Below are 25,497 nucleotides of genomic sequence, written 5' to 3' on the forward strand. Positions count from 1 at the left end.
CCGCAAGTTTCAATCCCTCATAGGTAAGATACAAACTTTCAACTGCTCCTTCCCAGGTCTCGCCCATATGGTTGTTTCAATCCCTCATAGGTAAGATACAAACGCAACAATCCGGAAATCAGAGAGAAAGCCAAGCAATTGTTTCAATCCCTCATAGGTAAGATACAAACCCCAAAAAATATTGAGAAATCAATGTTTGGAAAAAATTCCTAAATTCTTTAATTAGCATTATACGGCATAGGGATTTTTTTGACAATACCCGGGGATTACTTGATTTGCAAGGATTTCATAGAGATTGTGAAAAGAAAAACAACTGTCGTCGATCCCCCGGGGTTTGTGCGCTATTGGGGGTCGACGACAATTTCGGGACCCGTAATTTCAATCGATCGACTATTGCCGAAAAAACAGGGAAGGATTTTCCTTCCATTTATCCCGTTATCAATTCTGTAGCCGGGCTGTTCCTTATGCTGCAGTGCGATTTACCTACTCAACCATTTATGCAGTAATCTACGCCCAGTCCGAAACATAGATGCCGGTGAGCGTTTTATGACACGGTACTTTCCGCAACCGTCGCGGAACATTTTCAACCCTAGGGGAAACTTTGTAAAATGAAACCGATCCGCCGGATTCTCCCTTTAGTCAAAACCACCCCGCCCAGCCGACAAACCGCCTCCCGTTCGTTCCGGAATCCGGTCCTCGTCCGAACCTACTTCAGCGCCGCTTCCTTATACGCCTGCAAATCATAGGCGCGCAAGCGGCGGGTGTCCTCCATCTGCCCCGCGATTTCCAGGACGGAACGGTGGTGGGTGAAATAAATCAACTGCGTCTTTTCGGACAAGCCGTGGAGAACTTCCAGGGCGGCCTTCGTCCGGTCGTCGTCGAAATTGACGAAAATGTCGTCAAAGATCAGTGGGAGCGGGCCGTTTTCCTCAAGATGGCGGTCGATGAACGCCAGGCGCAGCGACAAATAAAGTTGGTCGCGGGTGCCGTCGCTCAACTCGGCGACCCGGCGCCGGGTGCCGTCTCCGTCAACGGCTTCGATATAGGGCTCGGTTCCTTCGTATTCCACGGACAGGCCCTCGTAACGGCCCAGGGTCAGCCGGCTGAAAAACCGGCTTGCCCGCTCGATGACCGGGGATTCGTTTTGTTCCCGGAACCGCTCGATTTCCCGTTCGAGAAGCCTTTTCGCCAGTTCCACCCGCAAGTACTCGTTCCAATACCGGTCGACTTCGGCCCAATGGGCTTCCGCTTCCTGGGCGTTTTTGACCGCGTCCGCCTGGCTTCCGTCCAATTGATCGAAGGCCTTGGCCAAATCCCAATATCGCTCTCTTTCCTCCTGCAAAATCTTTTCCAGACGGCCGCATTCATCCCCCAGTTTCCCGATTTCGTCCGCCAATCCTTCGGGGTTTTCCGTTTCCTTCACTTCCCGTTCCAGCTGTTCGAGGGGAAGATGGTCGCCCGCTTCCCGGATCAGCTGCTCCTGTTCGGAGCGGCTTTGATCCAGCGATTTGTAGGCTCTCGATTTCTCCACGAGCTCGATTAACGCTTCTTCCGAGCCGCATCCGTATTCTTTTTTGAACCCGTCGATTTGGGAGCGGCGGGCTTTTTCTTCTTCTTTTGCCTGATGCAATGCCAATTCCAAACGCTTCCGTTCCGTCTCCATGCTTTGCCGCCGGACAAAGCCCTCTTTCGCTTCCGACAACCGTTGATAAGCCTGGCGGATAAAGGTTTCCGGCGACGCGAACGGTTCCCCGAGTTTTTCCGCCAACGCCGCGGCCTTCTCCTCGAAGGTTTGGCAGTACGCCCGTTTTTTCGCCAGGGAGGCTTCAATTTTTTCCAATTCCAAAAGGCTTCCGAACAAATCCCGCAGCTTTCCGATATACTTGGCGGCGATCTCCGTCGCTTCCGGGAGATGGGGAAATTTTTCCCGCATATCTGCCCATTCCCCGGCCAGCTGTTTCAGCCGGGCTTCGGCTTCGTCGAGTTTCTCCTGACACGCCTTCAGCTTCTCGTCGGAATCCCGTAATTTTTCCTTGGCATTTTCGATTTTCCTTCTTTTTTCTTCCTCATCCCGGATGATTTTTTCGCATTCGGCCAGGAAGGGTTTCAGCTCGCGGGGTTCCGCCGTCCGGCGAAAGGGCGATGCCGCGGAAACCAGGCGGGCGAGATCCTCTTGAACCTCCGCCACACTTTTCGCGTATTCCTGCTCCGCCCGTTTCCAATCCTTCCAGCCTGCCTGCATCGGAGTGAGGAAATGAACGAGCCACCCTTTCATTTCCGCGGGAGATTTCGGGTCGATGCCGGCCGCCGCCCACTCCTTTTGCCAGGCTTCCCGGAGGGATGCGAAGACCGCTTGTTTTCCTTTTATTTGCCCTTCCAGCCGCTCGATCGCCCTCCCGTTTTTTTCCTTTTGCAGGAGGAGCTGGGCGCGCTGGGCGGTGCGGGCGGATTCTTTGCGCAAAAGATCGGCGATCCGGTCGGCCTCTTCTACCGATTTTTCAAAGGCCTCGGGCAAGGACCGTTCCCCGGCAAAAGCGCGGACCTCTTCCGGCGCAACGCCCCCTTCCAGCCACTCCCGTCGGATCAGCCGCCAGCCCGCATCCCGGAAAGCTCTTGCCTCGGTCAATTCCGCTTCCGTCGGCACGGGACCGTCCAATTCCAACCGTTTCAGGGCAAAATCGATCTCTTCCTGGTCTTGCCGCAATTTTTCCAGCTCGCCTTGCAGTTTTTCCAGTTCCTTTTCCAAATCCTCCCAACGATTTTGGAACCGTTCGATGGTTTCCATTAAAGGAACCGGCAATTTCTCGAGTTCCTCCCACGGCCCGCGCCACAGGGATTGGGCATGCAGCAGGGCATCCAGTTCCGCTCTTTTCCGCTCGATTTCCTCTTTTTTCTTGGACAAGGCGGCCTCCAGATCCCCTTTTTCCCGGATTTCCCGGACAAGCCGCTCCAGGCGGGAAACGTCTTTCGGTTCGCCGAGTGCTTTCAGTTCCGCGACGGCCTTTTCCCGGTCGGCCCGGATCTCCGCGAAGCGCTCCAGGATGCGGTCGTGCTGCGCGCGGGCCGTTTCCGCCGCTTCGGCAAGGGCGAGGATTTTTTCCTCCTCGGCAAATGGGATGCGCAAGGCCGAGGCCGATTCCAGAGCCATGCCCGGCGCCAGGGAGTCAAGGAGAGAAACCAATTCCCTTTCCTTGGCTTCCCGCTGTGAAACCTCATTCGGAATCTCTTCCCGGAGCCGGGTTATATATTGTTTGAGCCCTTCGTACAAGGATTCAATCTCGCTTTCCATTTGCAGGACGAGGGGATCCTGCCGGAGCAGTTTGATTTCTTCCTCTTTTTGGCGGAGATCACCCTTCAGGGCTTCGATCTTTTCGGCGATTTTTTTCCGCTCCTCGATCGTTTGCAAAATTTGTTCGTCCAGGTCTTCGGAAAGAACGGGGCAGCCCGCAAGCTTGTCCAATCGTTCCCGCAGCTCCCACAGCTTGCGGAAGGATTTATGGAGGCGGTTCACCCTTTCCAGTTTTTCCTTTTCCCGTTTCAGGGCGTTGATTTTCCGTTCCAGCTCCCCGATCTTTTTCGCCGCCGCCTCCTTCTCATTTTTCAGGCGGTGCCAGTCTTCCCCTCGGATCGCCGACGTGCGGACGGCCCTTTCCGCGTCGGTAAATGCCCGATACGCAAGGTTGACCGCCTTTTTGGAATTCGACGGAAAGCGCGGATCCAGCAAGGCGGAAGACCGGTCGGACAGCTCCTTGACAAGGTTTTGCAAAAAGGCGAGCCCGCTCCCCGTTTCAAAGAGGGAGATGCCGGCCTGTCCGCCGGATTGCAGCAAGCTTTCCCCGCCGTTTCGGAGCCTTTCATGATCGAAGCCGAACAGCAGGGAAAATTTCTCCTTATCGTAGCCGTTCAACAGCTGAAAGAGCCGTTCCTCCGTGACATCGGATTCTTCTTCGTCGAGGACGAGCTGGCTGTATTTTTTCTTCCGGACGAGGCGCAAAGGACGGCTTTCCCCGTCTTCGATCACGCCGGAAAGCTTGGAACGGGAGATATAGCGGTTTTTCCAGGGACCTTCGATCTTCCCGCCGAAGAGCCAGTCGAGGAGCGCCTGCAGCAGGGTGCTTTTCCCCGCTTCATTGGGGCCGTAGATCAAATAAAGGCCGTTTTTCTCTTTCCCGAAGTCCAACCGGAAATCTTCCCCGCCGGCCAAATGTTCCACGCCGAACGAACGGATCTTCATGGCCTTCCCCCCTTCGTCAACAAGGCGAAAATGTACTCGCGGGCGTCTTGCAAGAGCGGCTCGAGATCTTCCTCCGTTTCCACCCGCGTGGCATCTTCCCTCCGGATATAGGCGCCAAGTTTCGCCTGAACGGCTTTCACGTCCCGCAAAAATTCGCGGATCAGCCCTTCATCCGGCTCCCCATCGATGTTTCGCCGGAATGCAGACAGGGCGTCCTTTCCGCTGGCCGCCCGCCCCCTTTCTTCCGGCGGCTCCGTGTGAAATTTTACTTTTTCGATCCAAATGTCCGCATTCATCATTTGCCCGGCATTGACGATTTCATGGAAAAAGCGGTCCCGGTCCTGCTGGATCGTCCGGTGCAGGGGGGTTCTTCCGAAAAGTTCCACCCTGACGGCCAGAGGATAGCCCGGGTTTTCCGCGGCGAGGGCGGACAAGGCTTCTTCCACCCGCCCGGCAAAATCGCCGATCGTTTCGGCATCGGTCAAATCCACGGAACAAACCTGCCAGCGCAGCACGTCCAGGGGCCGGTGCTCGACCGACACCGCGGATCCGTCCACCTTCACGAGGGTGCAGCCCTTCTCCCCCGTTTCCCGCACGTGCCGGCCCTGGATGTTTCCCGGAAAAACGATATGGGGATTCTCTCGGACCACCTGCCTTTTATGGATATGGCCGAGGGCCCAGTAGTCGTAACCCTTCTGCACCAGCTCTTCCGCCCGGACCGGGGCGTACCGTTCGTGTCCTTCCGCGCCTTCCAGGGACGTATGCAAGAGGCCGATGTTGAAATAGCCGGGGACGGGATCGGGATAGCCGGCGGCGAGGTTCATCCACACCTCCCGTTCTTTGTATCCCTGCCCGTGGATGGCCACCCGCAAGTCCTCGATTGTCACAGTGGCCGGGCGGTCGACGGGAAATTCGGTGACGTTGTCCGGGAGGACGAGCCGGCGGGTGATGTTGCTCGCCGCATCGTGGTTGCCTCGGATCAGATAGACGGGGATCCCCCTTTCCCTGAGGCGGGCCATGCAGGAGTTGAAAAAGAGACCGGTGGAATAGTCCTGCCAATCCCCGTCGTAAACGTCCCCGGCGATCAGGACGAAGTCCACCCCTTCTTTCAGGGCCAAATCGACGAGATTTTCCAGGGCCCTCCGGGTCGCCAGGCGGATTTCATCAACCGGCGCATCCTCTTTTTTTGACAATCCGCGCAACGGGCTGTCCAAATGCAGATCGGCGCAATGGATGAAGGAAAACATGGAACCCCCCCTTAAGAACCGGTTTGATTTGTTTCCAATATAGCAAACGAATGGATGTTCGGCAATCCTTTGCAAAAAAATCCGACGGAAGCGTGCCGTCCTTCGGCATTTCGTTTTCCGGCGGCAAAAAGGTTCGAAGCCGGGTCGGCGGGACCAACCGGAAGACAAAGGAGGGCGGCGTTGTCCTTCCCGGTTTCGCCAGGTTGGGATTGGAAGGAACGGCCCCTTTCAGTTCGTTTCAAGGAAAAACCGTCCAGGATTTTCCGGCAAGGCCTGGTTTGAAAAGGCATCGGCGCCCCGATCCTCGACGCGGAAAAACGCCGGGTTCCCGACCGGACGATTGAAGATGCCGGCATCCATTCCCTTTCACCGGGAAAACGTTTGAGGAGGATTCGGACGTCATCCCCTGCTGCCGCTCGTCGCCCATGCCGCTTTCTCCTGAAAAGTTCAAGGGTCCTCCCCGGGCTCCAAGGAAGTCTTTCTTGGGGAAAAATGATCCCCGGAATGCAATTTTTATCTTTCATTCAGGAAAAATCCCGCGGGAATGATCAACGACGGCTCCGCCATCTTCAAGGGGGCTAAAAAGCGGCCTGCTGATCCCACGAACATCCAAGAAGCCATCCGGTTTTCAATCCCCCCGGTTCCGCCGGCAAAAAATGGAGCCGCAACCTTGGAAAACATTGCGGCTCCTTCTTCGGAACGGACCGGGCCTCCCGGTTCCTCTTTTGCATTGGATCCTGGAGGTGGCAAAAAAGAACCCTTTCCCGGACCTGCTCCGCGCAGGGATCTTCACCCCCCTGTACGGTCCCATCACCGGCAAAAAGCACCCTTTCCCGGACTGTCTCCCCGGTTCCCGCATTAAGGGCTTGCCGGGAAACCCGTGCCCGTTCCCATTGGCAAAATATTGGGCAGCTAAAAACTCGCGGGATTACGGACCCGGTCCGTTCGGAATTATTTTTCTTGACAGTCATGCGTTCACCGGGAGACAGTACCCGGGCCATTCGGGATTGTCCTCTTGGCGGCCTTCGGGAGCTCCCGATTCCGGCGAGACGGAATCCGGATTTTACGGTTTGGTGTAGGTATATACCAATTCATCCTTTTCCGGATTGTAATCGACATGCAAATCATGGCCGTCGAAAAACCAGGCGTCGCTTTCTTCCACGTAAAATTCAATGCCGTCCGCCTTCACGGAAACGGCGGCATCAATCGGTTCATTATCCTTCGCAAAGCCGAGGGCGTAATTTTTTTGCACCGGGCTCGACCCGTAGATTTGCACATAAAATTTGATCTTGTCTCCTTCTTTCAGCCCCATTTCCTCTTTAAACCAGGCGAGTGCCGCCGGACTGACGGTAATATTCATGCTTTTCACCCCACAGATGATCATTTGGACATGGATAATCTTATTTTATCACTACTTCCCTTTTCTTTTCCGGCGAAACGCATTGACATTTTTTAAAAATTTGAGGCGAAAGCGTTCGGGGGACCCAAGACGGATCCTGCCCGAGGTCTTCCGCCGTCCGGCGTCGGCAGAGGGGCAGGCCGTGAATCCTTTCGGCCGATCCGGTGCCTGTCCTTTTTCGCCCATGGCCTGCTTGTTCGACGATTCGAACCCGCCAGTAAAGCAAGGGCAAAAACGGGGCATTTGCCTAAGGCAAGCTCAGACCTCCACCGCCGGAAACCTCCTGCCGCTTTCGGATCCGAAAAACCTTCGGAACGGTATCGGCGGCCGGCGGGCCCTTTTCGTCGTCTTCACCTTTGCCCCTGGAAGAGGCTTTTTCCCGTACGCGAAGGCGGCAGCCGGCACTTCCTTTTCCTCAAACGCATTCCTGTCCTGACATTTGCAAATCACGTCCCAATTGCATCCGGCACTCCTTCGCCCCAGCCCCTTTTCATGGATGGACCTTTTCTCCAAACGCCTACCGGGAGGGCCTCCTTTTCAAGGGAACTCCGAACGGGACCTTTTGGCAAGACGCATTCGTCCTGGATTTAACACCACCTTTTCATGGGAGTTCCGAAACGTGACAGGCTTAATCGAATCGGATCAGCACTTTCACCGCATCGGGGCTCGATTGCATAGCAAGGGCGGTTTTGATGTCTTCCACCGGATATGCGTGGGTGATGATCGGTTCCAGCTTTATTCGGCGATGGGCGATTAAATCCGCGGCTCTTAAAAAGGTCGACGGGTTGATAAACGAACCTTTAATGGTGAGCTCTTTTTCGTAAATGTCGAACGGCCTGACCGGCAATACTTCATCGGGGGAAGGAACGCTGAAAAAGAGGACCGTTCCTCCGCGTTTTGCGGCCTTTAAAGCCGTTTCCATCGCCTTTCTGTTTCCCGCGCATTCGATAACCACATCAAACTGATCCGCTTCGACCGTTTCATGGACGGGATCCGCCGCCCGGTCGGCGCCCAGCTGCAGCGCCAATTCCCTCCTTTTCTTTACGGGTTCGCTCACCATGACGGAGCTGGCCCCGCTCAAAAGCGCCAGCTGGGTCATGATCAATCCGATGGCCCCGCCGCCGATCACGGCCACCTTTTGACCCGGGGAAATGCCCGCCCGGTCGATCCCGTGCAGGCAACAGGACAAGGGCTCGGTCAAGGCGGCCGCTTCATAGGGAACGGTTTCCGGCATTTTCACCGCATTCGCGGCGGGGACGATGCAATATTCGGCGAATCCCCCGTTCCGGCTGACCCCCAATGCGTTCAATCGCCGGCAAAGCTGCTTCTTGCCGGATTGGCAGTAGGAACATTCGCCGCAGTAAATATTCGGATCGACGGCCACCCGGTCGCCCGGGGAAAAATGTTCCACCCCTTCCCCGACTTCGACCACTTCCCCGGAAAATTCATGGCCGAGGATCACCGGCGGCGTCACCGCCGTGGAACCTTTTTCGCCGCGATAGATATGGATGTCCGTTCCGCATATGCCGCACGCTTTTACTTTGATTAACAGTTCATTTTTTCCCAAGTCCCTGAGGCCGGTTTCTTCCACCCGGATATCTTCCGGTCCGTAATAAACCGCTGCTTTCATCTTCCATCACCCCATGAAAATTTTACTTATGCGGATCCTTTTCCCGTTTGATGATGCTCAAAGGAAGCGTTCGGCCGGCCGGCGCCGTTCGCGACCCGCGCCATGCCCGTCCCGGCCGTTTTTCGAAAACTTTTCCCGAATATGCGGCGCTCCGCTTCCGGGAAGTTGATGGCCGAGCGCCGACTCTCCCGGATCTCCCCGGCCGCAAAACGAAAGAAATGAAACCGCTGTCTTTTTGCCGCCTGGTTTTCCTTTATCCGTATGCAAGATCCGGTCTCCGCCCCGTTCATTCCCGCCGACGGGTATTCTCCGGCCCGCTGGATGAGGCGCTTTTTTCCGTCCGTTTCGGCCGGCAATCCCCGCTCCTTCGCCGCCTGCCGGGTCGGCAGGGAAGCCGCTCAAACAGATAGGTTTATTCCTTTTCATTCCCGGGCCTCCGGCATGGCGATCGGCAGGAGTTGAATCAAGTCCCGATTCTTGTACAATATCAAGTAAAGGCGGGCGGAGATGGCCCGTCGGCCTTCCGCTTTTATTTTACAGAAAAGAAGAAAACCATGGAAGATTTCTCAATCGGCCGTAGCCCATTCTTTCCAGAAGAATTGGAGGATCGAAGTGAAACACCATTACCCGCTGATCTACCGGAAACTTTACGGCCACTACGGTCCGCAAAACTGGTGGCCGGCGGATACCCCCTTCGAGATGATGATCGGGGCCATCCTCGTGCAAAACACCAGCTGGCGCAACGTGGAAAAGGCGATCAATCGGTTGAAACCTTTCCTGGAACCGCGGAAGCTGGATGATTTGCCGGAGGAAAAAATCGCCGAACTCATCCGCCCGAGCGGGTATTACAACATAAAAGCCCGCCGGATCCGGTCCTTTTTATCCTGGTTTAAAACCTATGCGTACGATTTGGACCGGATAAAGGAACGGGAGAAAGCGGCCCTGCGCGAAGAGTTGTTGAACGTCAAGGGGATCGGGCCGGAAACGGCGGATGCGATCCTCGTCTACGCCTTCGAAAAACCGGTATTCATCGTGGACGCCTATGCCCGGCGGATTTTTCACCGGATCGGCTATGACATGCCGCAATCCTACGACCGATTCCAGAGGCAAGTGGAGGCGCAATTTCCCCCGGACGCCAAAATCTTCAACGAATTTCACGCCCTTTTGGTGGAACACGGAAAAACTCGCTGCCGTACCGTTCCCCTCTGCGGCGGCTGCCCCCTGGCGGATATCTGTCAAAAAAGGAAGTAACCGGAAAACGAGAGGGAAGAGTCGGCGGATCAAAAAACAAATAAAAAAGTGAGTGATCACTTTCTTTTTTATTGATCTTTCCGATGAAAGGCCGTAAAATTAAAGTAAGTACTCACTTTTTTCCATTTCTAGGGGGGATCTTGATGAATGCCGCGGTTTCCGTGGAAAACATCAGCAAAACCTACGGCAAAAAGAAGGTTTTGGACCGGATCAGCCTGTCCATCGCAGAAGGGTGCATTTTCGGGTTCATCGGCCCTTCCGGGGCGGGAAAAACCACTTTGGTCAAAACGATCGCCGGGATGGAAAAACCCGACGGCGGCTCCGTTTCCGTCTTAAACGAAAAGATGCCCAGTCTCCGAATCCTGCAGCATATCGGCTACATGGCCCAATCCGATGCCCTGTATTTGAATTTGACCGGGAAGGAAAACCTGGATTTTTTCGCCGCCCTTTACCGGCTGAAAAAAGCGGAAAAATTGGAACGGATCGGCTACACGGCAAAGCTTGTCAACCTTACGGATGACCTGGACAAAAAGGTTTCCGCCTACTCCGGCGGAATGAAACGGAGACTGTCCCTGGCCATCGCGCTCATCCAGGATCCGAAAATCCTTATCCTGGATGAACCGACCGTCGGCATTGACCCGGAATTGCGCCTGCAAATCTGGGAAGAATTGTTCCGGTTAAAGAGAACGGAGAAAACGATCATCGTGACGACCCACGTGATGGATGAGGCGGAAAAATGCGATTTGATCGCCATGATCCGGAACGGAAAGATCATCGCGAGCGGGTCGCCGGATGAATTAAAGGCACGATTCCGCGCAAGAAACCTCGATGAAGTATTTTTGCACGCGGGAGGGGAAAAGGAATGAGAGTCGCGGCGTTGATCAAGCGGATCGTTCTGGAAATGCTCCGGGACAAACGGACGTTGGCCCTGATGTTTATCGCACCCTTATTGATTTTGACCCTGATGCATTTTTTGTTCAACGGGGAAAAGGCCGGCCTGAAGCTGGGGGTGGCCGGTGTCGATGAAGCGCTGACCGATCGTTTGGACAAGGCGGGAATCGTCGTCAAGGAGTATGCCTCGGCCGACCGGGCGGAGGAAACCGTCGTCGATGACGACCTCGACGGGATGCTCATCGCGCAAGAAGGCGAATACCGGCTCGTCCTGCAAAACAGCGACCCGTTGTCTGCCGGATCGCTGAAAATGAAGGTGAACCAGACGATCGCCGCATTTCTCCAATCCCAGCAGATGAAAGGGCAAGCCTTCGGAAACATCCCGAAACTGCAGATCGACACGGATTATGTGTACGGCAGTAGCAAAAGCGAATTTTTTGATGTGCTCAGCCCGATTTTGGTCGGATTTTTCGTCTTCTTCTTCGTCTTTATCATCTCCGGTATCGGCCTGCTGAAGGAGCGGATGTCCGGCACTTTGTACAAACTGATGTCGACGCCGGTCCGCCGATGGGAAATCGTCACGGCTTATCTCTGCGGCTACGGGATCTTCGCCCTGATCCAAACGGTGATCGTCATCCTGTATGCCTTGAACGTTCTCGATATCGTGCTCGCCGGCTCCTTCTGGCATGTCTTGCTCATCAACCTAATTTTGGCCCTTGTCGCCCTATCCTTGGGGACGCTGCTTTCGTCCTTTGCCGAATCGGAATTCCAAATGCTCCAATTCATTCCGGTCGTCATCGTTCCCCAGGTATTTTTCTCGGGGATTATCCCCTTCGACGGTATGGCCAAATGGGTGCAAACCTTGGCGAAATTCATGCCGCTCTATTACGGCGGTGACGCTTTAAAAGAAGTGATGTATAAAGGGAACGGATTGGGCGCGATCGGCAGCGACCTTATCGTCCTCATCCTGTTCGCCGCCTTCTTTATCGCCTTGAACCTGTTCTCCTTGAAAAAATACCGCGCGCTATAATACGGCAGGCATCGGCCGTTGTGAAAGAAACGGCCATTCCGGGCGCAGCCGCGCCTAGATGATGGCAGTTCCCCGCCTGTTCCCGACAAAGGAACGGCTGTTCCGTTCGGGCGCGGCATGCGCCAAAAACACGGCAGTTCCCCGTCTGCCGTTGACGAAGGAGGTGAAGCTATGTCCAAGGACAATCTGTTGGAGGCCCTGATCGCCCGATTACAGAGCGATAAAAAACCGACGGACAAAAAGCAAAAAATCGCCGAAGCCGCCGTCCAATTATTCGCCGAAAAAGGCTACGCCAACACGTCGACCAGCGAAATCGCCAAGCGGGCCGGCGTGGCGGAAGGCACCATCTTTCGCCATTACGGCACAAAGGAAAATCTATTGCTTTCCATCCTGTTGCCCTTTCTGAAAGAATCCTTGCCGGGCATGGCGGAAAGCGTTTTTCGGGAAATTTCCAGCAAAGGGATGGATTCCTTCGATGATTTTTTCCGGGCCTTGTTGAAAAACCGTTACCAATTCTTTAAGGAAAACCGGGAAATTTTTCAGGTTTTTATAAAGGAATTATTGTACAACGAAGATTTCCGCAATGAAATCGTTCCTCATTTTACTGAAAACATCTTTCAGCGCATCCGGCAAACGATCGTTCATTTTCAGCAAAAGGGTGAGATCGTGGATCTGCCGAGTCTGCCCCTTGCAAGGACGCTATTTACCTTCGTTTTCAGTTTCTTCGTCTCCCGTTTCGTCCTAATGCCGGAAAACGCCTTTTTGGATGATGAGACGGAACTGGAAAATTTTGTGCAAATCGTTTTGCACGGCATTAAGAAAGGGAACTGAACGGAAAGGAATGGGTTTCCGTTCTTCATGGAACCGGAGTGCCCGCATCCGGCATGGTGGGATCTGGATTAGGGCCGGGTTGCGCCTCATCCTATGGAAGAACCGGATAAATTCTTCCGCGGGCGGCGGGCCTCCCGGCCGGGGTGTACGGCGGCAAAACCGTTCGGTGGTTTTCCAATGCCACATGCGAGAAAATCCCGGCAGCCCGTGATATGCTTCCGCCTTTGCATCTCCATTTGCGGCCGTTCCTTTTTGGGGCGACAAGGAACACACACCCATTTACGGCGCAAAGGGCACCGCCCTTGACTTGCACTTTTCTGCGTCACAGCTGAAAAGCAGGGTATCCCCCTGCTTTTCATTTTTGATTATTTCTTCGACCATCAACATATTTTGTCAAAATTAGACAAATTCTCCGTTTATTTTTTCTTGTAAAAATATTGGGAATATGATATTTTATGTTTGTTAAACGCCATCCTTTTTATGAAAAAATGCCAAAGGAGGGAACAGCTTTTTGAAAGCGCTTAAATCCATCGTTATCTGGGGAATCATTTCCGCGCTTGGCGCCGTGAGTTTTGGGATTGTGGCTCTGAAAAGGGGCGAAACGATCAATTCGATCTGGCTCGTCACCGCCGCCCTTTGCATTTACGCGGTGGCCTACCGGTTCTACAGCAAGTATATCGCCAGGCGGATTTTTGAGCTGGACGACAACCGCAAGACCCCCGCGGAAGTCAATAATGACGGGAAAGACTTTGTGCCGACGAACCGGGTCGTTCTCTTCGGCCACCATTTTGCCGCCATCGCCGGCGCGGGGCCCTTGGTCGGACCGGTGCTTGCCGCGCAGATGGGCTATTTGCCGGGAACGCTCTGGATCATCGTCGGGGTGGTTCTAGCCGGTGCGGTCCAAGATTTTATCATTTTATTCGCATCCATCCGCCGCAACGGAAAGTCGCTCGGGGAAATGATCAAGGAAGAAATGGGGAAATGGACCGGAATCGTCTCGATGATCGGCATCTTGGGAATTATGATCATCCTGCTCGCGGTTCTCGCACTGGTCGTCGTCAAGGCGCTGGTCGGCAGCCCCTGGGGATTGTTTACGGTGGCGTCCACGATACCGATCGCCATCATCATGGGCATCTACATGCGGTTTATCCGCCCGGGGCGCATCGGGGAAGCTTCATTGATCGGCATCATTTTATTATTTTTAGCCCTTCTTTTCGGCCGGTACGTCGGCGAACATCCCCAGCTTTCGGAAATCTTCAGCCTGAGCGGGGAAACGATCGCCATCCTGATGATCATCTACGGCTTCGTGGCTTCCGTCCTGCCGGTTTGGCTCTTGCTCGCACCGCGGGATTATTTGAGCACCTTTTTAAAAATCGGTACGATCGCGGCGCTGGCCGTCGGGATCTTCATCGCCATGCCGGAATTGCACATGCCGGCCGTCACCAAATTCATCGACGGTACGGGCCCGGTCTTTTCGGGCAACCTGTTCCCGTTCCTGTTCATCACCATCGCCTGCGGCGCCGTATCCGGATTCCATTCCCTCATTTCTTCCGGGACAACGCCAAAAATGATCGAACGGGAATCCCACGCGCGGCCCATCGGTTATGGGGCGATGCTCACCGAATCCTTCGTGGCGATTATGGCGATGGTGGCGGCTTGCGTCCTGACGCCCGGGATTTATTTTTCCATCAACAGCCCGCCGGCAGCCATCGGCGCCGATCCGGAAACGGCGGCCGCGACCATCTCTTCCTGGGGCTTTAGCATTACCCCCGAGATGATCACCGACGTGGCCGACAAAATCGAAGAAGAAACGATCCTGTCCCGGACGGGCGGAGCGCCTTCCTTTGCGATCGGGATGGCCCAAATCTTTTCCGATGTCATCGGCGGTCCCGGCTTTATGGCCTTCTGGTACCACTTTGCCATCCTGTTCGAAGCCCTGTTCATCCTGACGACGGTCGACGCCGGAACCAGGGTGGGCCGCTTCATGATCCAAGAAATCATCGGGACGTTCTACAAGCCCTTTGCCAATACGGAAGCGTGGATCCCCAATGTGATCGCAACTGCCCTCTGCGTATCCTTCTGGGGCTATTTCCTCTACCAGGGCGTCATCGATCCGTTGGGGGGCATCAACACGCTGTGGCCGCTGTTCGGCATCTCGAACCAGATGCTGGCGGGAATCGCCCTATTGTTCGGCACGACCATCCTGTTTAAGATGGGCAAGAAAAAGTACACGTGGGTGACCTTGCTGCCGACGGCGTGGCTCCTCCTCGTCACGCTGACGGCCGGCTTGCAAAAAATCTTCCATTCCAATCCGGCCATCGGCTTCATGTCCCACGCCGCCAAGTTTAAAGAGGCTTACAATAACGGGGAAGTATTGGCGCCGGCGAAATCCATGGCGGAAATGCGGCAAGTGATCTTCAACGATTATGTGGACGCCGCCCTGTGCGCCATCTTCATCCTCGTGGTCGTCATCGTGTTTTTCTCCGCCCTCCGATTGTGGCTGAATGTCATGAGGGATAAGGAAGTCACCCTGTTTGAAGCGGAATATGTCCCGCGGAATGTCAACACTTGAACGAAATGAAAGGAAAACAGGAGGGACCGTCATGCGGGCATGGTTAAAAAATGCCTGGAGCTACCGGAAACAGTTCATCAGTTTGCTCGTCGGCGTGCCTTGCTATGAGACCTATGTGGAACATATGAAGGAAAAACATCCCGGAGAACCGATCAAATCGAGGAAAGAGTTTTTCTGCGAATTTCTCGAGGAACGGTACAACGCCAAAGGCGGAAAAATTTCCCGTTGCTGCTGAGGAAAAGCCGGGGCATATGGGGCGGCGGGAATCCCGGTTTTCGGACGCAGGAAGGACGAAGCGGGAGCTCTTTCCGGAGCCGGCTGCCTTCCCCCTCCGCAAGCAAAAGCATCCTTCGCCCCCGCCGGCCCGGTGCAAAAGGCATCGTTTAGGGCATCCCGATAATCTCCGGGATGCCCTTTCCTTTTGGCCAATGTTCATGCTTGCAGGGAACCGCTTTTCCCACGATTTACGGATGGCCGGCACGTTATTCGGCGATAAGATTTGCCATACGCGCACCTTTCCCGCTGTCTTTCGAGCTTATTGGGTCATCGCCGTTCCTTGGAAATACCGGTGAACAGAATCGGACGCTTTCAGATCAAACGTTCAACCGGTTCGTCGATAGGGACAAAATACCGGTGAATAAAATCGAACGCCTTCAGCATACCGGACCTTTTGCGTATCGGCCCGCCTGTCGGGGGCTTAGAGGAAAAATACCCATCTCCGGGTAAAGTCCAAATCGTTGTAAAATTTTCGCGTCCCGTTTGCCGGGTTCAAGTCTCGGCAATAAGGACCGTTTCGCGCCTGCTTCTTTTTACACAACTCCTCGGCCTTCTTCCATTTTCGGAAGATGGTTCCGTCCGCCGGCGGCCGTCGGCATGCGGAAAATGGGTTCCGTCATTCCGGACGGCCTCTTCGTCCGGGGCTTGCAAATCGCCATTCAGCAGGCCTCATCGTCTGCCATACACAAAACCGCCCCCCTCATCCGGGGCTTGCAATCCGCCATACAGCCGGCCCTTTCATCCGTATCCGTTCTTCACAATTGATACGGTTCAACGGTTCTATCCTTCTTGACATAACCTTCATCCGCTTCCGTTTTTCGAATCCTGACGGATCATTGGTTTCATGATTCTTGGCGAGTCTCTTCATCCGTTTTCGTTTTTCAAATCCTTCACCAGCCATTCGATCAACGATTCCTGGTAGCCCGCCCTTTTCGATTTTTCCATCTCCTCGGCTACCGGCTTTAAGTCCGCGTGATCAATCCCTTTTAATTTTTCCAGACGGGTCGGGCTGATTTCTTCCGCTGGCCTGCTTTTCCGATAATCCTCCAGCGAAAGGCGCCACAACCGCACCCGGCCGGGGAACCGGTCCATCAACCGTTCCGCCATTCCCAATCCTTCCGGATCGAAATCGCCCGAATAATAAAACGTGCATCCTTCCCGGGCCAGTTTTTCCAGGACGAACCAGGTTGCGAGCTTAAACTGCCCGTTGGTGCAAATGATCGGGGCTTCCGGCGCCTCGTCCAGCAGCGTGGAAAAAACGCCGGAATTTTCCACGATCCAGACTTTCTTTCCTATTCGCGGGTAAATCCGCTTCAAACGGACGAGCGCCCTTAACGGATAATGGACGACCGTTTGCGATTCCGCCGACGCCTTCCACACGGGATGAAGGGCGCCGTCCTCCCCTTCCGCGAAAAACCCGCTCATCGTGGCAAAATTCAAAAGATCGTCCCGATAAATCCCGTATTCATTTAACAAATCATTGATTTCTTCCGTCGTATGGGGAAAGCGGGAGGCCGTACCGTCCAATAGGAACGCCAAAAGATGCAAAAACATTTTTCCCAATTCCGTATGGACATCGAAGGAATGGGGATTGGACGTAATCCTTTGGCTGAAAAAAGGCAATCGCTCCGGTTTTTCCGGCAATGACCGGACCGCTTTCGCCAACTGGTCCGCATACGCTTTGAAACGGCCGAAATCCTCTTCGGCCAGACGGAGGATCCACCGGCTGTCCCCGTGTTTTTCGGAAACATAATCGAGCCATTCGGCCAAAACCGGATAGCTCTTCTTCAGAACGGAAAATTTTTCTATCCGCTCCTCTTCTTTCCGGCGTTCCATTTCTTTTTTGGAATAGATGACTTCCCCGAAAAAATCGTCGAGCAGCGTTTTCAGACCGATCCCCTGAAATCTGGTTTTCTCCAATTGCTCCTCAAATTTTTGCAAAGAAAGGGAACCTTTTTTTTCCAGTTCGGAAACGCTGACACCGAAAAACTTGGCGAACACGGCCAATTCCTCTTTGGAAAAGAACCGGACGGGGACGGTCCCGCCGATCCGGCCGATGGATTGGTATTTTTCCCTGAACTTTTTAAACAGGGAATGATAGGCTTTTTCGCTTTTGAAATAGTTGACCGCTTCTCTCCGGATCTCATTCATCGCTATTCACCCTTATTGGACGGCATCCGGATCGGACTTGGCAGATGGTCTTGAACCCGTCCTTCCTCGCTTTCGTCACCGGACGACGTTCAATTTTGACAAGATCTCAAAAAGCCGGCGGAAGTCGGTTCGGATAGAATCTCAAAGAATCTCGTCGGAAGGCGTTCGGATTTGAACCTTTCCTTCTCACCCATGTCCGTTGAACTCCGGTATCCGAAAACAGGACGGTAATGCAGCCCGGCCGCACATTACGGATTACATTCTTGCCGAAGCCATGGCTGCCAAAACAGCCCCCGCAAATTTATGATTTTCATATGTCCAAATCCATATTTTTTAAAATTCCAATATTCGCGAACCGCGGCTTCAAGTTTACCGTTCCATGGCTGCCAACGGCCCAATCCCTCGGTTCAAATTCGGTCATAGTGACTTCTAGGATCCGCTTTAAATCAGGCCTTCTCAAGAACTTCCTCTTCCTCATCCCCGGACGGGCGGCCTTGGGCAGGTGAACGCGAATCATCCTCAAGATCTTCCTCATCCTCCGTGATCAGCCTTCTGTGGTTGCCGTCCCAGTGATAACGGATCAAGGTCACAAAATTTTGGTTTTTCGGCCGCACGAGTTCGTAAATGGACAATTCTTTCACCGACTCGTAATCGCCCCATAAAACTTGGGAATTCATGATATAATCAAAGCCCAATTCCTCGACGATCCCAAACATCAAATTAATATTTTCTTCATCGACGCCCGCGAAGGCCTCATCCAGCGCGATGATGCGGGGCGCATCGGGGGCGGCTTCCAAATATCTGGAATATATGGCGCTGAACAGGGGAATATACATGGCCATCGCCTTTTCGCCGCCGCTGAATTTGTAAAAGGCACGGTCTTTCAATTCCTTTTTCGGTTCCCCTTTTCTTTGATAATACAAAGTAAAGGAAAACCAACGCCTGTAATCCAATACTCCTTTCAGCTCCTCGAGCAGGGTATTTCCCGCACCCTTTCCTTCCGCCGTTTCTTTCGCCCGGTTAATTTTCGAACGGAAATGTTCCACGACTTTTTGAAAATCGGTCTCTTTCAACAGGCGGGGATCCAGCTGCAATAAGCGGACCAGCTCTTCCGTATCCAATTCTTCCTCCGTTTCCGCTGTTTTCGGTTTCCACCGGATGGAAAAGGATATGCCGGAGGAGGAGTCCCGCGATTGCATCAGATGATCCATCTTTTTCGTCCATTCCTGTGCCCGTTGGATGCGCACGCGCAGCTTATTTCCGATCGAACCATACAAGATTTCCTTGTACAATTTTTCGTCCTGCTCATTCCAGATGCTTTTCTGCCGTTCCAGCTCATTTTCGATCATTTCCTTGACATAATAGGGGCTGACCTGCTTCCCGAAATAATCCAATTGGATGATCCGCCTTATTGACTTTTCTTTCCAAAATTTGATCACGGCCTGTTGTTCTTCCGGATAATCTCCATCCATCCACGGGAATGGGGGCAATTCGGCCGGTATGTCCGTCATTCGGTATTCGATCAAATTCGTATATTGTTCATTAAAAATCTGGGACAATTGGGAATCGACCGATTGGTTGTCTTTTTCTTGCAAAAGGCGGCCAAATTGTTCCATTACCCATTTGGCCCGTTCGTCCCAATCGGAAAGTTCATCCGGGGCGGGAACGAATTGATACTGCCATTCGCGGGAAAAAGCCTCCTTCCAGGCCTCGATCATATGGCGGGTGAAGTCCAGCTTATTCTTCCATTCCCGGATTTCCGAGGCGACCCTGTCCGACTCGGCCTGTTTGCGCGGCAAAGTGTCGCGGACGGTTTCCAACTCCCGTTTGCATTCCGCCAAATCCCGTTGAACTTCCCGAATCTGTTTCCGAATCTCTTCCACGCCGGCCAGCCGCAGCTGTTTCTCGATTTCCGCCACGTTCGTCCTGCATATTTCCATTTTATCTTTTATGGCATACAGTTCGCCGGTCAACTCATCGATTTCGCGAATCAGGGTGTCGTGCCATTCTTTTGCCGCGGCCAAATGATCGCTTTTCACGCGGTAATTGGTGTATGCCTGCCTGAATTGATGGAGGGTTTGTTCGTAGCTCCGCATCGACCGCTTGGCTTCGTCGTAAGCCGCTAAACTTTTCTCGATATTGAAATCCCTTGCGGCCCGGTCGATTTCCCGTTTGATCTGCTGGAATTCGGAAAGGGACGCCTGCATTTGTCCGTCCGTCCGGCTCCGCTCCTTTTCCCGCCATTCGATGTCAGCCCTGATATGTTTTATCTGATGAAAACTTTCCTGGAGGTCGGCATCGCCGGGAAAGGCGGCCATGGCCTCTTTGGCGGCGTAAATCTCTTCCTGGTAAGATTTCAAGGTTCCCTCCCAATCGCCGATTTCCCTTTGCAGTGCGGCGATCTCTTCCGTCAGGCGGAGGATCTGCTCCTCACGGAACCGTTTTCGGGCCGTTTTCCCGATAAAGCGGACCGAATCGACGGGAACGGCATGTCCCTTCAATAATCCGATTTCGTAGGAACCGTCTTCCCTGACGGCAAAGGAAACCGCCGCCTCTGAACGGTCATCCACGAGGATGGAAAGGAGAATCTCATCGACGGTCTCCCTCGATATGGGAGATTCCTCCGGGACGTCCGGCTTTAAATAATCCGCCAAAGTATGGGCCAACATTTTCGGGGCGGGGACAAGCACCCGATCATGCCTGATCGGCGTATTTCGCTTGGTGATCAGGGCATCCAAAATCCCCGCGTCCAAGAGCGCCGCCTCCAAACGGTTTCGCACTTCCTTCGGCACGTGGTCACGGAATTCGACGGCTTCGTAAAAGGGAATGAACGGATAGTGATTCTCCGCCAGCCATTTTCTCGCCTCCCGCGTGGCGTCGCTCCTTCCCGGCGGCTCCGGATCCCGTTTTCCTTTCCACGATTCCAATTCGGCTTCCTTAAATCGGATGTTTTCCTGCAAGGACTGGAGATGATTGTTTACCTTGGCGATTTTCTCATTCATTTGCAGCTGGTAGTTTTGAAAGACCTCAAAAAACAATTGCCGGACCGCTTCGTAATGATACGGTTCATACAGTTGATCCGTCCAACGGGCGGCCTGCCGCAGGGTTTCTTCCGGAACTTGCAGGAAGGGATGATCCTTGGCCCAGGAAAAGATCTCCTCGATCTTTCTTTGCTTGTCGTTATCAAAGAGCCTGCGCCATTCCTCTTCTTCCCGGCGCAGCCCGTCGATTTCCCTGTTGATCTCCCCGATCCTTTTCTGGTATTCTTGGATTTTTTCTTTCAATTGTTCATAGTTTCGCAAAAGGCCGCCGATGTTTTCCAGCTCTTGATAATGCGTTTCCGCTTCTTTTTCCCACAAGGAAAAATCAAATTCCCTTTCCCATTTCCGCTGAAATTCTCCCGCGTTGGCGGCATGTTGGCGGAAGGAGGCTTCTTCGGCCAAGCTTTCCATTTCATGCAAGTGATCTTCCATCCGGCGTTTTAAGTCCGCCAATTCTTTTTCCAAACGGCCGACCGTTTCCTTCTGTTTCCATTCGGCCTTCCGTTTTTCATCCCTTTGTCCGTCTTTCTTGTTGTATTCTCCCGTCAATTCCCGGAGCCGTTCTTCTTCCTCCCGCTTCTCCTTTTCCAAGTTCCAAACTCTGTGTCCCGCAAGCCTCTCTTGTTTTTGTTCCAAAACGGCAAGCTGCTGCCGCAATTCCCGCTCCCTTTCCGTCAATTGGCGGATCATTCCCTCAAGGGCGCCCTTTTCTCTCTCTTTTTCTTGCAACTTCTTTTCTTCTTTGCTTCGCCGCTTTTGCCATTGCAAATATTCATGGGCTTTTTCCGCCAGACGGTACCGGTTGTAGACATCATAACGCCGGATCAGCTTTGAAAGGGCTTCCCGCTCCCTTTCCAATTGCTCGATTTGCTGCTTCGCCTGGTCCATGTTTTCGACCGTTTCGGACAAATGGCGCAAATCTTCATCGGATAAGGGCGGCAGCGCCTCTTCCAAAATTTCATGGATGACGCTCGGGCGATATTCCTTGGACAATTTCGGGCTGCGCAATTGAATGAGCAATTTCACCAAATCTTCGAAGGCCTCCAGATCCTCGAAGCCAAAAATATACTTGTTCACCAGATCCATATAATCGCCTTGGGATTGAACCACGTATCCCCCGCCGCCGATCCGGTTTTGCAGTTGGGTGCGGGACAAGGGAATTTTTTGCTCCTTCCCGGCGTGAGATTCTTTTTCATACAGGAAGAAGTCGATGCCGATGCGGCGGTTGTCGGTAATCACAAAATACCAAGATTGGACGCCTTTATCCTTTTTCGCCTGCATCCCCATTCCCGTCGTCAAATATTGATTCGTCTCTTCTTTGACGTATTCGAGAAACAGGTACCCCGTCCGTTCATCCAGCTGGGAAACATCCTTCTCCCCCAACAGGTAATCTTCCATTTTCCTCGCTTTCGAACCGAAGGGATCGAGCCTGTCCGGCGATTTTTTTCCGTCCAATAAAACCGGGATCAAGCTTTGCATCGTAACGGACTTTCCCGAACCGTTCGCCCCGCGGAGCAATAATTTTCCGTTGGAAAAATGAAAAATTTCCTCGTCGTAATACCAAAAATTCAGGAGTCCCGCCCGGCTTAGCCTCCATTTATTCCGTTTCTCCACCATCAACTTCCTCCTTTGCCTCCCCGGAAAAATCCTTCGGATAATGTCCGGATAATCGTCCGATCGCCGGTTTGAAAAGATAGGAACCGGTAAACTCCTCCGCTTCGAGCAGCTCCCATTCTTTCAGGAGTTCGATCACATCGCTTTCCAATGAAGCCGCCGTCCCTTCCCGGTACTGTTTGCTCCAGCCGTACCCGTACTTGTTCTTCAGCTCTTTCATGAGGTCGGAAAATTGCACTTTCGTCATTCGGATCCTTCCGTATTCGTCGGGAGGGAATTCGGTAATCTTCTCCCGCAAAAGGGAGCCAAGATGCAGCACAATGTCCGATATCGCCCTTTGATCGGGAAAGAGGGTGAATTCCGGATGTTTTTCGTCGGCGACGAGAAAGGCGGCATTTTTAAAAAGTTCCAAACGTAAGGAGGTGTGGGATTCGATATCATCCCGCAGCCGGTTCCGGAAATTCCGCATGTACAAAAAATCCGCATCATCCTCCCCTTCCCGGCAGACGGCCGGCGACAAAAACAGTTTCCGGTACACCCTTTTTCTCCGGACATCCGATTGCCTTTCCCATTCCGCCCGCAAGATTTCTTCCGCCGAGGCGTATTCGCTCAGATCGTCGGGAAAGGTCCGCATAAAATAACGGGCATACACCGTCACTTCATAGAGGACTTCCTCCTTTTCGTGGGAAGCGAATTTTTCAATATCCCCCTCCACCCGCTTCAAGAGGGACAATCTTTCCATGAATTTGATCACCCGGATCAACGATTTCCGGTCATTGTAATTTGTCCAATCGATGGGAAATTCTCCGGGATACATGTCTTTGATGTCTTCGCAAATTTCCGAAAGCAGGAATTGTTCATCCACTTGCTTCGACTCGGTAAAAGCCAGGGCGCAACAAAACATCGCATAATCCCGGACACTCTGAAAGTCCAGGATCCCCATCCAGGCCTCCGGTTCAACGGGGGTTTTTTCCAATTTGATAAAATGGCGATGAACGATCAAGGAGTAACCGAATTTTTCATCGATAAACCGTTTTAATATCCTTTCCCGCTCACGGATCAGCTGGTATTGTTCGGGGTTTTCTTCCCGCAAGATCCAAAAATTTTCAAACAGCAGCCTTAAGGCGGTTTCCGCCTTTTCGTCGAACTTCCGTTCTTCCAATTTTTCCACCCTCCCTTGCGGCCGTTTCCCGGAAATCGGAATCGGGCAAAAGATTCCTTGATCAAAACCCGAGAAGGATTTTTGACGCGCACCTACGGGGCACCTTGCAATAGCTTTCCTTGATCGAACCCGGCGCTTGCGGAAAGGTTTCCGGATCATGGCCATTGATGTTAGGAGAGCGATGATTTCGCCGGTACCGTTTCTTCCCGATCGGCATCAAGAAACTGAAACGTGATCGCGGGCATTTCCAAAACGCCGTCGTCCGAGCGCAAGAGAATTCTCCGGTCTTTGGCAATGTGGACTTTGACCGTCCGCCCGAATTCGGTTTTGATCACCCTGTCCGCCCGGGCGGTCGCTTTGGAGATCCAAGTCAAAAACATTTTTCTCACATGGCTTTCAATGAAGGGAATCTCTTCCAGACGGATCTCGTTGCCGCGCATATATTTCCCGATCGCCTGTTGTTCCAGCCTTTTTTCCCGCAAATAGGCTTCCCGCATCTTTTCCTTTAAATCTTTCCTGCTTTCGATGGCTCCCGCCTTCGTTTTTTCCCGGTAATTCCGTATTTTCGGTTTCGTTTCGAAACGGATCGGTTCTTCTTCCCATACGTCGGTATGGATATTGTCCGTCGGGATCTGGTCGCCGTAAAAATGCCGGGTATGAAAAACGCCGAATACGACGGCTGAAAGGCGGTGGGCTTCCTCCAGATTCTCGAGGGAATCGAACCATTTTGCCAAGTGCAAATAATCCCGCTTTCGGCTGCGGAAGAGATGATGCCGTTCCCCCAACCGCTGGATGATCCGGGTGATTCTCCGAATCTGTTCATTCGTGCGGTTTTCCAATTCTTCATAAACGCTTTCCCCGTAGGCGTTGCCGAGAAACCAGGAATGAAGGGAGAGCCATTTATCTTTCAGTTCATCGATCTTTTCCTTTTGTTCTTTTTGGATGCCGTCAAAACGGGGAATTTGCAGCTGATGGGCAACGACCCGCTGGATGAACGGGGTCAGCCGATCCAAGGAAATCTCCTGTAAAACGGCTTTGATTTTTTGGGCCGTTTGCTGCAGACCGATGATGAAATCCCGCAAGTAGGCGGTAAATTGATCCTTATAAACCAGAAAGCTTTCCGACTGCATTCTTTCTTCCACTTCGACGCTGTTTAAATACGCCATGTAGTCGGAAGTGTTTTTCACGATGGTGCGGAAATAGCCGAACAAATCGTTCCAGATCTGGGAACATTCATCGTCGCTTGGGTAATCCCCCTTGGTGAGGATTTGATGCAGGAGGCCCAAAGATTGGTACAACCTTTCAAACTCTTTCTTTTCCAAGGATCCCCCGAACCCTTCGCCGCTCTTTTCCATTTGTTCCAGCATCCGTTCGAATTCGACGGTATAGGGCGTACATTGATAGCGGAACCTTTTTCTTTTAAACTCCTCGATGGTCCGTGCCTTGCGGGGATCCTGAGTGGCTATCAAATTATTCCATTTCACCAACTGATCCAAATCCTGCTGTAGTTCTTCGAAGGTGTACCGTTCAAATCCCGGCTGGTCTTTTAAATAGGCAAAGACCTCTTCCGGGAAAATAAATTCGCGCATCCGTTCATGCTGTTTGTAAAAATAATGGAGGATCGCCCGGTAGCTCCAAACCTTGTCCGCGGTCAAATAGCTGGCCTCCACCACCTTTTTGTACGGTTCCATCCTCACGCTGCTCACCTTCAATCCGGAAAATAAATAAGTGAAAATCGTTAAACTCAAGGTTATTCGTTTCTGCCTAAAAATCCGGAAATTTGGGAATGTTGTTTTTGTAAGGGATCAAAGACTTTCCAATGTTCTCCTTCAATTCTTTAACAATGCGGCAATAACGTCTCCCTGGACCCCGTGTCACGGCTTCTCCTGTGTTATCGTCAAGCCGGGAAAAAGCGCGATTGTTTTTCCTCCATCCGGGCAAAAGGGATGGATTCATTTCCATAGGATGCAAAGGTCTTTCCTTGCGCCCGCAAAAGGTTCGGGATAAAACGGTCCATCGTCCTTGCTGCTGCTCCGTTTCGGCGGCAATGTCTTGGGACAGAAAATCCATCCCTGCCGGACGGACCCCGCACACCTTCCATCCGATCGACGAAATCCCCATGTTTTCGTTCCAGGTTCAACAGCCAAATTCACTCACATTTATTGTAA

General features: G+C 52.9%; 14 protein-coding genes. 6 read left to right on the forward strand and 8 right to left on the reverse strand.

Going from position 1 to position 25,497, the window contains the following annotated elements:
• Nucleotides 1–706: 706 nt before the first annotated feature.
• From A3EQ_RS0109165 to A3EQ_RS0109205, 4 genes are all read right to left on the reverse strand, one after another.
• A complete protein-coding gene (locus A3EQ_RS0109165; protein ID WP_020154878.1) occupies nt 707–4,234 on the reverse strand; it encodes an AAA family ATPase in 3,528 nt (1,175 codons plus the stop codon).
• Complete coding sequence (locus A3EQ_RS0109170) at nt 4,231–5,481, reverse strand: metallophosphoesterase family protein (RefSeq protein WP_020154879.1); 1,251 nt, start codon at nt 5,479–5,481, stop codon at nt 4,231–4,233. The genes A3EQ_RS0109165 and A3EQ_RS0109170 overlap by 4 nt, the downstream gene beginning before the upstream one ends.
• A gap of 1,063 nt (nt 5,482–6,544) precedes the next feature.
• A complete protein-coding gene (locus A3EQ_RS0109190) occupies nt 6,545–6,841 on the reverse strand; it encodes a HesB/YadR/YfhF family protein (RefSeq protein WP_026499863.1) in 297 nt (98 codons plus the stop codon).
• Nucleotides 6,842–7,508: 667 nt separating this feature from the next.
• A complete protein-coding gene (locus A3EQ_RS0109205; RefSeq protein WP_020154886.1) occupies nt 7,509–8,510 on the reverse strand; it encodes a zinc-dependent alcohol dehydrogenase family protein in 1,002 nt (333 codons plus the stop codon).
• A gap of 612 nt (nt 8,511–9,122) precedes the next feature.
• On the opposite strand from A3EQ_RS0109205, the gene A3EQ_RS0109215 reads away from it, so the two are divergent.
• The 6 genes from A3EQ_RS0109215 (at nt 9,123) to A3EQ_RS0109240 (ending at nt 15,320) form a co-directional block, all read left to right on the forward strand.
• Nucleotides 9,123–9,761 carry an endonuclease III domain-containing protein gene (locus A3EQ_RS0109215; protein ID WP_051091409.1) on the forward strand — a complete coding sequence of 213 codons (639 nt, stop codon included), beginning with the start codon at nt 9,123–9,125 and terminating at the stop codon, nt 9,759–9,761.
• 143 nt (nt 9,762–9,904) lie between these two features.
• The gene (locus tag A3EQ_RS0109220) at nt 9,905–10,627 is read left to right on the forward strand and encodes an ABC transporter ATP-binding protein (protein WP_020154889.1); all 723 of its coding nucleotides are present in this window, start codon (nt 9,905–9,907) and stop codon (nt 10,625–10,627) included.
• A complete protein-coding gene (locus A3EQ_RS0109225; protein WP_020154890.1) occupies nt 10,624–11,682 on the forward strand; it encodes an ABC transporter permease in 1,059 nt (352 codons plus the stop codon). Before A3EQ_RS0109220 ends, A3EQ_RS0109225 begins: the two co-directional genes overlap by 4 nt.
• Nucleotides 11,683–11,853: 171 nt before the next feature.
• Entirely contained in the window at nt 11,854–12,513 is a 660-nt protein-coding gene (locus A3EQ_RS0109230) for a TetR/AcrR family transcriptional regulator (protein ID WP_020154891.1), read from the forward strand.
• A 511-nt stretch (nt 12,514–13,024) separates the two neighbouring features.
• Nucleotides 13,025–15,085 carry a carbon starvation CstA family protein gene (locus A3EQ_RS0109235; RefSeq protein ID WP_020154892.1) on the forward strand — a complete coding sequence of 687 codons (2,061 nt, stop codon included), beginning with the start codon at nt 13,025–13,027 and terminating at the stop codon, nt 15,083–15,085.
• Nucleotides 15,086–15,116: 31 nt separating this feature from the next.
• On the forward strand, nt 15,117–15,320 hold the full coding sequence (locus A3EQ_RS0109240) for a YbdD/YjiX family protein (RefSeq protein ID WP_020154893.1): 204 nt from the start codon (nt 15,117–15,119) through the stop codon (nt 15,318–15,320).
• 905 nt (nt 15,321–16,225) lie between these two features.
• Here A3EQ_RS0109240 and A3EQ_RS0109260 read toward each other — a convergent pair.
• The 4 genes from A3EQ_RS0109260 to A3EQ_RS0109280 form a co-directional block, all read right to left on the reverse strand.
• Complete coding sequence (locus A3EQ_RS0109260) at nt 16,226–17,512, reverse strand: TIGR02679 family protein (RefSeq protein ID WP_020154896.1); 1,287 nt, start codon at nt 17,510–17,512, stop codon at nt 16,226–16,228.
• 446 nt (nt 17,513–17,958) lie between these two features.
• On the reverse strand, nt 17,959–22,167 hold the full coding sequence (locus A3EQ_RS20860; RefSeq protein WP_169382671.1) for a TIGR02680 family protein: 4,209 nt from the start codon (nt 22,165–22,167) through the stop codon (nt 17,959–17,961).
• Nucleotides 22,151–23,338: a TIGR02678 family protein gene (locus A3EQ_RS0109275; RefSeq protein WP_020154899.1), complete on the reverse strand. Its 1,188-nt coding sequence runs from the start codon at nt 23,336–23,338 to the stop codon at nt 22,151–22,153. Before A3EQ_RS0109275 ends, A3EQ_RS20860 begins: the two co-directional genes overlap by 17 nt.
• A gap of 161 nt (nt 23,339–23,499) precedes the next feature.
• Nucleotides 23,500–25,020, reverse strand: a complete 1,521-nt coding sequence (locus tag A3EQ_RS0109280; protein WP_040369303.1) for a TIGR02677 family protein — start codon at nt 25,018–25,020, stop codon at nt 23,500–23,502.
• Nucleotides 25,021–25,497 lie beyond the last annotated feature (477 nt).

The organism is Caldibacillus debilis DSM 16016 (assembly GCF_000383875.1).
GTDB lineage: Bacteria > Bacillota > Bacilli > Bacillales > Caldibacillaceae > Caldibacillus > Caldibacillus debilis.